Raw genomic sequence first — 11,676 nt, forward strand, 5'->3', positions numbered from 1 at the left:
TACTGTCTCAAATTCTTAGTCAATGCATGGAACGGTATGCCGTTAAACTTAGGCTCTTAAGGCTGTTTGTTCAGATGCTTTCTGAGCCATTAGTTTTTGCATTACTTCTTCTTTCGGTCCAAACATTTGCATTTGACCTTCTTTTAGCACCATAAGTTTATCAATGCTCTTAAGAATGGAAGTTCTATGACTGATCACAAATGTTGTGACCTGCTCTTGTTTTAGGATTTGCATTGTTTCACTCAAAGCCTTCTCTCCCATTTCGTCAAGGTTTGAGTTTGGCTCATCAAGGATAATAACTTTTGGCGAGCCATAAAGAGCTCGTGCTAAGCCAATACGTTGACGTTGACCACCTGATAGGGCGCCAGAATCAACCCCAATGCGGGTATCGTAAGCTTCGGGTAATTGCAGAATCATCTCATGAACGCCTGCTTTTTTCGCAGCAGCTACGACTTTATCTGGATCTAGATTTGAGAAACGAGCAATGTTCTCACTCACAGTCCCATCAAATAGTTCGATATCCTGTGGTAAATAGCCAATGTATGGACCAATTTCGTCGCGGTTATAATGTTGTACTTCGGCACCATCAATACGCAGAGTGCCATTCATTGTCGGCCAGATACCTAGAATCGCTTTTGCAAGCGTCGATTTGCCAGCAGCACTTGGACCGATAATACCTACTAAGTCGCCAGGACGAGCATCGAAGTTTACGCCTTTAAGGGTTGGTGTACGGCTTCCTGGTGGTGCGACAAAAAGGTTGATAGCTTCTAATTTTCCTTCTGGTTTTGGCAAACTCATGTTGCGGTCTTCTGCAGGGAATGCATTTAGAAGTTCTTCTAGACGAGTACGGGCTGTACGAGCATTGTTGAAGCCCGCCCAGCTGTTGATCAATAAATCTAATGGTGCCAGAGCACGACCTAGTAGAATTGAGCCGGCGATCATCATACCCGAAGACATTTCACCGATAACCACGTAATAAGCACCTAAGCCTAGGATCGATGACTGGAAAATCATACGCAAGACTTTCGATAAATTTGAGAATACACCAGCTCTGTCACTGGCAATTGTCTGCTTGCTTAGGAAAGCTTTATGTTGGTTGCTCCAGCGGCCCATGATGCCAGGTAGCATACCCATGGCGTGCAATACTTCTGAGTTGCGTAGGTTGCTTGATGCTAGGTTTTGCGCTTTGATGTTCTCGCCATTGGCTTCCGTTAGCGTTTTTTTAGTCATTTTTTCGTTTAACACTGCAACTGCTAGTAGGATGACTGCCGCACCAATCGCAAACCAGCCGTAGGCAGGGTGGAATAAAAACATCAATCCAATATAAAGAGGCAGCCAAGGGGCATCGAAGAAGGCAAATAGTCCGTTGCCTGTCATGAATTGGCGGATACTGGTTAAGTCGTTCAGCGGTTGTGCTGTACGACGGTTCGGCATTTTTACGCCAGCGTTAAACATTGCCGTATAGACGCGGTGGCTTAGGAATTGGTCGATTTGGTTTGAAACGCGAACCAAAATACGAGATCGAACCCATTCCAAAACCCCGAGCACCCCGAATAAGAAAATCATCATAATCGTCAAGAAGAAAAGTGTCTCAAGACTTCTTGAAGGCACAACACGGTCGTACACTTGAAGCATGTAGAAGGGGGCTGTAAGCATAAGTATGTTGATAAAGAGACTGAAGAAGCCTGCTGCAATAAAGCCACGCTTACTCGCTTTTAGTGCACTCCCTAGATCGTCTACGGCATTTGAGTTTTTCATAAAGATATCTGTCTTTTAAAGGTTTACGGTAAGTAAAAACTTTCGTCACGGTGGAGGGTTAATGTGGACGTTACGACATATTACAACCCCATGATGGCGAGCAAGAGTAACAAAGTCTGTTACGAGGTATGTGACTGAACTCACTTTCCGGCCGTTTCAAGTCCGCTATTCTAACAACTTGTGAATTACATCCTCAATTCAATTCTTGGATCGTGATCACTCTGAACCTGTTTTGTTAGGCTATTTGTGCTAACTTATGCGACCTTTTTTATTACTTTTAGGAGAGAGAATGGCTACTTTAACCGTTGAAGGTAAGCAGTTTGATATGGATGATCTATCTGAACAAGCGAGACTGATGGCAAACTCAGTTGCCTTTTGTGATAGCAAAATTAACCAGTTAGAAGCTGAGTTGGCGATGGTTAAAATGGCTCGTAGTGGTTACATACAACAGTTGGTTGCAGAGTTGCCAGTTTCTGAAGCACCGAAAAAGACGACTACAAGTAATCGTTCTAGTACGGCAAAATCTACCACTGCTGCCAGTAAAGCTGCTGTAAGTGTTGATGCCCCAGTAAAGACAACACGTAAGCGTGCTCCAGCTAAGCCTAAAAAGGCTCCTGCAGCTGAGTAAAGCGTTTAACCTAGTAAACCGTTGGTGGGTTAGGTGTTCTTCTTTTTGTTTTCACTTGTTGTGATTTGGTGATTGTAAATTTATGCCTGAGCTAATGGTAAAAAATGTAGCATTCAACTATTCCTCAGTTGAAGATAGAGTTTGTTTAAGGTGTCTTGCCGATGAGGCTTCTTATGATCTTTGGTTGACTCATAGGATGCTTCACCAATTACTGCCTGAGTTGACCAAGTGGTTTTCTCGCTCTGGATTTGAAACAGCTCAAACTCAGGATTTCATACGATCAACCTTGCTACAACGATCATTGTCGGGTTCACGTTCAATAGTCGAGAAAAAGACAACTCAAGCGGGCGTAGCTAATAAAGCTTGTTCAGATGAGAGTGGGGTGTCAGAAAAAACTGGCCATGAGATGCGAAACGACAACCAAAGTGGTTATTTTTGGTTATGTACAAAAGCTAATTTAACATTTAACGATCAAAGACTTCGTATGAAATTAGAATCTGAATTTAAAGATCAATCGTTTATTTTTTCTATGACGTTACTTGAAGCTAGTCATTTCCTTATGGCGCTTAGGAATTCTCTGAAAAATACGGATTGGTCATGCCAATGGCCTGCTTGGTTACCTTTAGTTGAAGAAGATGGTTTGCCAAAAGGCACGTCGTTCTTGCATTAATAAATGCAGTTGAAAGTTTACGGTCATTTTGCGCTTTGCTTATGAGATATCTATGAAACTATTAATTACAGGCGGCGCTGGCTTTATTGGCAGCGCGGTAGTACGCCATGTGTTACGAGAAACAAACCACGAAGTGGTTAACCTTGATAAGTTAACTTATGCCGGTAACTTAGATTCTATTCCGCCAGAATTAACCGGTTCTCGCTATGTGTTTGAGCAGGTCGATATTTGTGATGGTGTCGCATTAGAGCGTGTCTTTGCACAGCACCAACCTGATGCGGTGATGCACTTAGCGGCTGAAAGTCATGTGGATCGCTCTATTGATGGTCCGGGTGATTTTATTCAGACCAATATTGTTGGTACGTATATGTTGCTGGAAGCCGCGCGCCGCTACTGGTCTGATTTGGATGCAGAGAAAAAAGCTGCGTTTCGCTTCCATCATATTTCAACAGATGAGGTGTATGGTGATTTGCCGCATCCGGATGAACAAAGTGGTGACCTTCCTTTGTTTACGGAAACCACATCCTACGCCCCAAGTTCTCCTTATTCTGCGAGTAAGGCAAGCTCGGATCATTTAGTGCGCGCGTGGTTGCGTACTTATGGTTTGCCGACGATTGTGACCAACTGCTCGAATAACTATGGTCCTTACCATTTTCCAGAGAAGCTGATCCCGCATATGATTTTGAATGCACTAGCGGGTAAGGCTTTACCCGTCTATGGAGATGGCTCGCAGATTCGTGATTGGTTGTATGTAGAAGATCATGCCCGAGCTTTGATTAAAGTCGTCACAGAAGGTGTGGTGGGAGAAACATATAACATTGGTGGCCACAACGAGAAACGCAATATCGAAGTGGTGCATACCTTATGTGACCTATTGGAAGAACTGGTGCCGAATAAGCCTACCGGGGTTGCCGCTTACCGCGATTTGATCACTTATGTAAAAGATCGCCCAGGTCATGATGTACGTTATGCCATAGATGCCAGCAAAATCGCGGATCAGCTTGGCTGGGAGCCGCAAGAAACCTTTACGAGTGGTATGCGTAAGACGGTCGAATGGTATCTTGCCAATGACAGCTGGTGGCAACGTGTTTTGAGCGGTGATTACAAACTGGACCGTTTAGGTGAGCGTGGGCATTAAGATGACAAAGCGCAAAGGAATTATTTTAGCGGGTGGTAGTGGTACTCGACTTCATCCGTTGACGCTTGGTTGCTCCAAGCAACTGATGCCAGTTTATGATAAACCGATGATTTACTACCCGCTGTCGGTACTAATGTTGGCGGGAATTCGTGAAATCTTGATTATTACCACCCCAGAAGACCAAGCCAGTTTCCAGAAGCTTTTGGGCGACGGTCGTTATTTCGGAGTCGAGTTAACTTACGCAGTACAGCCCTCACCAGATGGCTTAGCGCAAGCTTTTATTATTGGTGAAGAGTTTATTGGCGCTGATAATGTTGCGCTAGTGTTGGGTGATAATATCTTTTTTGGTCAGCACTTCTCAGAAAAATTGAAACAAGCCGCGGCGCAAGAGTCCGGCGCGACTGTCTTTGGTTATCATGTGATGGATCCAGAGCGTTTTGGCGTGGTGGAATTTGATGCCGACGGCAAAGCTATTAGCATTGAAGAGAAACCTACTTATCCACGGTCAAATTATGCGGTGACAGGGCTTTATTTCTACGACAATGACGTTATCGAAATTGCTAAGAATATTCAGCCTTCGATACGTGGTGAGTTAGAGATTACCGATGTGAACTTGGCGTATCTAGAACGTGGTGATTTACACACATCCTTACTAGGGCGTGGCTTTGCTTGGTTGGATACGGGGACGCACGACTCTTTATTAGAAGCAGGACAGTTTGTACAGACAGTCGAACATCGTCAGGGCTTAAAAGTCGCCTGTTTGGAAGAGATTGCGTTTCGTCAAGGCTGGGTTTCGAAAGAGCAGTTAATCGAAGCTGGCTCTGCTTTGAAGAAAACGGGCTATGGTCAATATTTGTTAAAAGTCGCCGACGGTTATCAATAAGAAGTTCTAAGGGTTAGCTTTACATGAATGTCATTAAAACGAATATTGCCGATGTGGTGATTATTGAGCCGAAAGTGTTTGGCGACGAACGCGGCTTCTTTTTGGAGACGTTCCAAGCTGAACGCTATAAAGAGTTAGCGGGTATTGATTTGCCATTTGTGCAGGATAACCACTCTCGCTCATCTAAAGGCGTGCTACGTGGTCTTCACTTTCAGAAGTCAAAACCTCAGGGCAAACTGGTTCGTGTAGTACGCGGCGAAGTATTTGATGTGGCGGTCGATATCCGCAAAGACTCTCCCACCTACGGCCAGTGGGCGGGCGTGATTCTAAACGAAGATAATAAACGCCAGTTTTGGGTGCCGCCCGGTTTGGCCCATGGCTTTGTTGTGCTATCGGATGTGGCAGATTTTGAATACAAGTGTACCGATTATTACGACCCCAGTGATGAAGGCTGTTTGATCTGGAATGACTCTACCGTAGGGATTGAGTGGCCAGCAGGGATTGAACCAACACTATCAGCAAAAGATGAATTGGGTTTGACTTTGGCGCAATTAGAGGAAGGCTTCTAATGCGTATTTTGTTGACAGGTAAAAATGGTCAATTAGGTCGCTGTTTTCAGGATGTTGTTGCAGTTTCTACTCATGAGTTGTTTGCTTACGGTTCCAGTGAACTGGATATAGCTAACGCTGACCAAGTTGCTGCAATTGTTGCTGAAGTTAAGCCTGATGTGATCGTGAATGCGGCGGCCTATACGGCTGTCGACAACGCGGAGCAGGATCAAGCGCAAGCTTACGCTGTGAATGAACAGGGGACGGCGAATTTAGCCAAAGCAGCACAAGCATTAGACATTCCGGTGATTCACGTGTCTACCGATTATGTTTTTGATGGTCAAGCAGTTGAACCTTATAAACCAAGTGATGCGACTAATCCTCAAAGTGTTTACGGCGCGTCGAAATTAGCTGGGGAGCAGGCTCTTGCGGCCTTTTGTACGCGCTATTTAGTGTTGCGTACTGCTTGGGTGTTTAGTGAGTATGGCAATAACTTTGTCAAAACCATGTTGCGTCTGGGTAATGAGCGTGAAGCATTAAATGTTGTGGCGGACCAATATGGTTGTCCGACCTATGCGGGAGATTTAGCGAAAGCTATCCTGCAGCTTTGTGATCGTTATCAAGCGACACAGGAGCTGGCTTGGGGAATACATCATTATTGTGGCGATTTACCGACGAGCTGGCATGGCTTTGCACGCACTATTTTTACCAAAGCTGAGCAACTCGACCTGCTAAAAAATCAGCCTAAGTTGACCGCGATTAGCTCAGAGCAATATCCCACACCAGCGAAACGTCCAGAGTATTCCGTATTGAACTGTGCGACGTTAACCGAGCTTGGTCTTCTACCATGCTGTTGGCTAGATGCATTATTTGCTTGTCTGGATAAATTAGTCGATACCAAATGATGGAAAAAGCTAAAGTTATAATCTTCGCTCATCTTTATAATGATTATAGTGGCAGTCCCTGTGTCTTGAGAGAAGCTATAGAGAGCTTGGAGGGCACGGGTATTGAACTAATGTTGTTTACCAGTCAACATCACGGATTTTTGAGTGGTTTAGCAATCACCAAGCGGACAGTGCCTTATTTGTATTCGGACAATAAGCTATTAAAGCTATTTTTTTACGCATTTTCACAAGTTTATTTGTTTTTCTTACTCTCGTTCTATCTATTGAAATTGCGTATATCGGGTAAGCATATTGAAGTGGTTGCGAACACGATTTTGTCCGTGGCGGCTGTTCTGGCTGGAAAGCTGTTTGCTCATCGCACCGTGAGTTATGTGCATGAGCTAGCTCTTCAATCTAACCTGCTATCTTCTTGTCTAAAGCAAATAGCGCTAACATGTTCTGATCAACGTATCTATGTGTCCCAATTTTTACAAGAAAGCTATTTGGATGCTGGTGCAGAGGTCATTTTAAATGGCTTAAGAGGAGACCTTTCTAGCAAAGTGGCGGTTGTACGATATCAGCAGTTAGTGGAGGCCAAATTATCTAATAAACGTGTTTTGTTTGTTGGCACGCTACGAGAATATAAAGGTTTTTTTGCTTTCTTAGAGCTAGCAAAATTACGCTCTAGTGTGCAGTTTGAAGCCGTCATTAATGCTTCGGAAGCTGAGTTTGAAACCTTTCTCGAAACGGTTGACTTGCCTTCTAATATAAACGTCATATTAAGGCCAAAAGACCTATCTCCATTCTATCAGTCAGCTTTTGTGCTACTGAACTTAACGGATGTTCGATCTGTTAAAGAAACGTTTGGTATGACCATTTTGGAAGGTTTTGCTTTTGCTTGTCCTGCTATTGTGCCAAGCGAAGGCGGTCACCATGCTTTTTGTGGTAAGCATAATAGCTTAGTGGCGGATGCCGCGGTTTTAGAGAGTGTATTAACTCACCTTGACGACTTGTTGCAAGATCAAAATAAGTGGTTTGAGTTGTCTAAAGGAGCATTTGAAACCGCTCAAACTTTGACCAGCATAAAGTATAGAAAGCGAATTAGAAGGTTTCTATTGGACTTTTAATAAGTCTACAAAAGTAGGTGAGAATGAAAAAAGTGTTCGTAGTTGGAACCGTCGGGATTCCTTCTTGTTATGGTGGCTTTGAAACGCTAGTGGAAAACTTGGTTGAGACATCGACCTCTGAAGTGAAGTACACAGTTTTTTGCTCTAAGCAGGAATATGCGGTAAAACTTGACGAGTACAAAGGCGCGAAGCTGATGTATCTCCCATTTAAGGCGAATGGCATACAGAGCATTTTTTATGACATTTATTCGCTAGTAAAGTCGTTGTTTTATCGTCCTGATGTGGTGTTGATCCTAGGTGTGTCAGGTTGCGTGTTTCTTCCTATCTTTAAGCTTTTCTCGGGTAGTAAAGTCGTTGTGAATATAGATGGCTTAGAATGGCGTAGAGATAAATGGGGGCGTATGGCGCGAGCTTTCTTGAAACTTTCTGAAAAGCTTGCGGTAACGTTTTCGGATACTGTTATTAGTGACAATCAGGCTATTTATGATCATGTTTTACATGCCTATAAAAAACACTCAGAGGTGATTGCTTACGGCGGTGACCATGCCATAGTTAAGCCGCTATCAGGAAATCACAAGGGGTATGCCTTGGCCCTATGCCGAATTGAGCCTGAGAACAATGTAGAGCTTATTTTACAGGCATTTGTTGACTCACCTGTACCGTTGAAGTTTATTGGTAACTGGCATAGCAGTGAGTTTGGAAGACAGTTGAAAGCAACTTATTCAAAGGTGGCTGGCATTGAGCTAATTGAGCCCGTTTATGATCCTGAAGAGTTGTTTGATTATCGCGACCAATGTCAGTTTTATGTACATGGGCATTCGGCAGGAGGAACTAACCCCTCGTTGGTCGAAATGATGTTTTTTGCAAAGCCTATCTTTGCTTTTGATTGCAATTTCAATCGCTATTCAACTGCAGAACAAGCGATCTATTTTGATTCGATAGCAAGCCTAAAAGCTCTTATTTGGTCTTTAGATAAGACTGGAAAAAACGCAGCAGATAAAGTAGGGCGCTCTATGAGCGATTTAGCACTACAGCGCTATACATGGAAAACTGTAAGGCAATCCTATCAAGCACTTTACGAGTAAGTTGATAAATAGTAGTTGCAGGCATTAGCCTGCTTGATTAGTTTTGAAGGTTTTATGGTAGCTGATTATCTGGGGTACAAATGAAAAACGGTTCAGTGAAACGCTATCAGGATCGTAGAGTACCTCTCTCTTATGCTTTGGTAGATTTACTGTTACCAGGTTTGCTGTTGGCATTGTTGTTTGCCGTATTTGGTTATAGCCAATGGGAAAGTGAATACTACTGGATGGCAGGATTAAGCGGTGTTTTTTTTGCTGCTTGCATTGGTATTCAGGGCGGTTACAGTCGTTACAACGAACGGGCGTTTGCTAAGAAACTAGAAGTCACCTTTAAAACGTGGTTTTTAAATGTATTCTTTTTGTTGGTACTACTGTTTTTTTATTTATCGAAGCTAGAATTTGATCGTTGGCTCGTATCGGCATGGGTTATCATTACTCCGTTTGTAGTGATGTTTACGAAGGTCATGATTCAGCGTTATTCTCGCGGTTTCGCTCAGGCTAAGATTCAGGTGGCTGTGTTAGGTCGGCATTACGAATTCAATGAACTTGAATATGCGATGTTGGAGTTTCAGGGGGTTGAACTGACCTACTTCAGCTTAAAAGATAGCGGTGATATTGAGCAGCATATTCTCGCCATGTCGCCGGATTACCTCCTACTAAACCTAGAAGCCCCTGCTACTAGCCAACTGATCAAAGAGTTAACCCATCTGGATCTAAAAGGCATACGATTGATCGTCTTACATCGTTTTATGGAGGCCTTTCTACGAAAATGCTATATCCCTTATGATGGCGAGGATCTGAGTTATTTAGAGAAAGTCCGCCCTTACTCATTAAAAAACTATTTATTAAAACGTGCGATTGACTGGTCGGCGATCATCGCAATTGGTGTCGTATGCAGTCCGCTGATCTTGTATTCCATTGTAAAGGTTCGCGTTCAATCGCCCGGCAGTATATTGTTTAGCCAATGTCGCGTTGGTTTAGGTGGGCGCAATTTCGTTGCATTAAAATTTCGTAGCATGCATGAGAATGCACATTTCAATCCTTATACACAAAAAGAAGATCCGCGTATCTTCCCCTATGGCAATGTTATGCGTAAGTTTCGCATTGATGAATTACCACAGCTTTGGAATGTGCTACGTGGCGAAATGCACTTGATTGGTCCGCGCACGGAGTGGGACATTCTAGTTGAAGGCTATGAGAAAGAGATTCCTTATTACCACGAGCGCCATTTGGTAAGGCCTGGTATCTCTGGTTGGGCTCAGGTGTGCTATCCCTATGGGGCTAACCTTGAGGATGCCCGTCAGAAGTTGATGTATGACTTGTATTACATCAAGCACTGGAGCGTTTGGTTAGAGTTAGAAACGATATTACGCACTGTTGTGGTCGTGTTAAGTCGTAAAGGCTTGTAAACAGCCCTTGAGGCCAAGGAGGCTGCGTTATTTATTAAGCTCCTCTGCCCAGCGAACGGCACACCAAAAGAACACAATAAAAAAAATAAAAACCATGATCCCAATATTGTGGCTAAACATGGATTGGGTCAGAGCAAAGTCCATATAGCTCATCGGAACTAATGCCCCACAAAGAGCATAGGCTTTTATGTTCCAGTTGGAATGATGTTGTCTCAGCTTACTTAAAAATAACTTGAGCGGTACTAGATACAGTGCGATTAAAAATACTAAACCAAGCAACCCTTTGATCGCCAATGTGTTAAAAAACTCATTATGCAAGTGATCAAATCGAGTAGCTGCTTTACTCATTAATCCTTTCCTTGCTAAGTCTGCTTTAAGGGGTTTGCTGCCATATTCGCCGACCCCCAAAATAGGTGCTTGCGAGAATAGATAGAATGCCCCTTTCCACATTTCAAATCTGAGACCAACCGATGTAAAGGTTTTACCCTGTTGGTATAACTCAATGTCTTCATAGGCTTTCGCAATACGTGTTTGCATGCCAGTTTGAGGGATGGCGATCGCTGCTACGGCCGCAACAGAAAGAGCCATCAAAATACTAATCAACTGTTTTTTTCCGATCAGATCTTTGGCTTGAATTAAGATAAATAAACCAATCAGAGGGACTGCGATCCATCCCCCGCGTGAGCCGGACAAGATCGAACCTAGAACCCCACAGCAAAAAGCCAATGCCGCTAAGTACACCATCAGCTTTTGTTTGTTGTGATAGAAGTAAAAGCAAGCCACAGCGTTGAGTAAGCCAAGCAACATGCTGGTATCACCAAACATAATGGCATTACTGTAAACTTGAGCTCTAGGCAAGCCTAACACAAATACCTCATGAGCAGCGAGCAGCGCTGCGGCGATGGCGCCTAGGATGGAGCCATAAAACAGTATCGGGACATTCGGCATTTTACTTTTCAACAGTAGTATCAATACTGGCAGAACTAGGAGGAAGCGCGAGGGGCGATCTAACTCTCGTACATGCCAACCATCCAAATAGACAAAGCCAATGCTGCTAAGGCCGTACAGCGCGAATACTATGATTAGCAGGGCGTCTTGTCTGGTGAGAGATAGTGAGCGCTTGATAAATACAATAGAAAAAATAATGGCTAGAAAGAAGAGGCAGAGAGTGGGATAGGAGATGCCTCTTGGAATCGACAGTGTCAAAGCCAGCGTTGCCGCTGCTAGTAACCAGACAAAATATGAAAAGTAACGATAGAGTGAAGAATTGGTGGAATTCAATGTCCCGCGACCCATGGCAATGTGTTTGCGCGATAGAGTAAACCAGCTGTTCAAAGTGTGCCAGAGTTGCGTAAAAGGATTTGCCTATAATTACTTTTCCGCTGCATCCTTGCAGCATAATTCTTCCTGGAGAAGGTAGGGCTCCCGCCTTGGGAGCAACAGTCGTCCATGACTTCCTACCTGATAAATTAGACTGTGGGTATTCCTATCCCCGAGAGCCATCCTGACTGCCAGTCTAAAAATAAGGCTGAGTTTCATCCTGAAACCC

11 protein-coding genes are annotated in these 11,676 nt (G+C 43.7%); 9 read left to right on the forward strand and 2 right to left on the reverse strand.

The genetic code is table 11. The annotated features are described in order from the left end of the window. Positions 1-48: 48 nt before the first annotated feature. Entirely contained in the window at positions 49-1,758 is a 1,710-nt protein-coding gene (locus ASC49_RS03115; protein WP_055461757.1) for a type I secretion system permease/ATPase, read from the reverse strand. Between the two features lie 289 nt (positions 1,759-2,047). On the opposite strand from ASC49_RS03115, the gene ASC49_RS03120 reads away from it, so the two are divergent. The 9 genes from ASC49_RS03120 to ASC49_RS03160 all read left to right on the forward strand — a co-directional run bounded on the left by ASC49_RS03120 (position 2,048) and on the right by ASC49_RS03160 (position 10,127). Further along, positions 2,048-2,386, forward strand: a complete 339-nt coding sequence (locus ASC49_RS03120) for a DUF6447 family protein (RefSeq protein WP_055461758.1) — start codon at positions 2,048-2,050, stop codon at positions 2,384-2,386. Positions 2,387-2,468: 82 nt separating this feature from the next. Continuing rightward, entirely contained in the window at positions 2,469-3,056 is a 588-nt protein-coding gene (locus ASC49_RS19865) for a hypothetical protein (protein ID WP_169787809.1), read from the forward strand. Between the two features lie 52 nt (positions 3,057-3,108). Beyond that, positions 3,109-4,194 (forward strand): dTDP-glucose 4,6-dehydratase, encoded by a 1,086-nt coding sequence (gene rfbB / locus ASC49_RS03130; protein WP_055461760.1) that lies wholly within the window; start codon positions 3,109-3,111, stop codon positions 4,192-4,194. A gap of 1 nt (position 4,195) precedes the next feature. After that, positions 4,196-5,077 carry a glucose-1-phosphate thymidylyltransferase RfbA gene (rfbA, locus tag ASC49_RS03135; protein WP_055461761.1) on the forward strand — a complete coding sequence of 294 codons (882 nt, stop codon included), beginning with the start codon at positions 4,196-4,198 and terminating at the stop codon, positions 5,075-5,077. 23 nt (positions 5,078-5,100) lie between these two features. Beyond that, positions 5,101-5,646 (forward strand): dTDP-4-dehydrorhamnose 3,5-epimerase, encoded by a 546-nt coding sequence (rfbC, locus tag ASC49_RS03140; protein WP_055461762.1) that lies wholly within the window; start codon positions 5,101-5,103, stop codon positions 5,644-5,646. Further along, positions 5,646-6,530, forward strand: coding sequence for a dTDP-4-dehydrorhamnose reductase (rfbD, locus tag ASC49_RS03145; protein WP_055461763.1), 885 nt, complete (start codon positions 5,646-5,648; stop codon positions 6,528-6,530). Before rfbC ends, rfbD begins: the two co-directional genes overlap by 1 nt. Beyond that, entirely contained in the window at positions 6,527-7,636 is a 1,110-nt protein-coding gene (locus tag ASC49_RS03150) for a glycosyltransferase (protein ID WP_055461764.1), read from the forward strand. The genes rfbD and ASC49_RS03150 overlap by 4 nt, the downstream gene beginning before the upstream one ends. Positions 7,637-7,659: 23 nt before the next feature. Then, positions 7,660-8,721, forward strand: coding sequence for a DUF1972 domain-containing protein (locus ASC49_RS03155; protein WP_055461765.1), 1,062 nt, complete (start codon positions 7,660-7,662; stop codon positions 8,719-8,721). An 80-nt stretch (positions 8,722-8,801) separates the two neighbouring features. Next, positions 8,802-10,127 (forward strand): exopolysaccharide biosynthesis polyprenyl glycosylphosphotransferase, encoded by a 1,326-nt coding sequence (locus ASC49_RS03160; RefSeq protein ID WP_055461766.1) that lies wholly within the window; start codon positions 8,802-8,804, stop codon positions 10,125-10,127. 27 nt (positions 10,128-10,154) lie between these two features. Here ASC49_RS03160 and ASC49_RS03165 read toward each other — a convergent pair whose 3' ends face one another. Next, the gene (locus ASC49_RS03165) at positions 10,155-11,462 is read right to left on the reverse strand and encodes an O-antigen ligase family protein (RefSeq protein WP_245624622.1); all 1,308 of its coding nucleotides are present in this window, start codon (positions 11,460-11,462) and stop codon (positions 10,155-10,157) included. Positions 11,463-11,676 lie beyond the last annotated feature (214 nt).

The sequence above is a fragment of the Marinomonas fungiae genome, assembly GCF_001418205.1.
Classification (GTDB): domain Bacteria; phylum Pseudomonadota; class Gammaproteobacteria; order Pseudomonadales; family Marinomonadaceae; genus Marinomonas; species Marinomonas fungiae.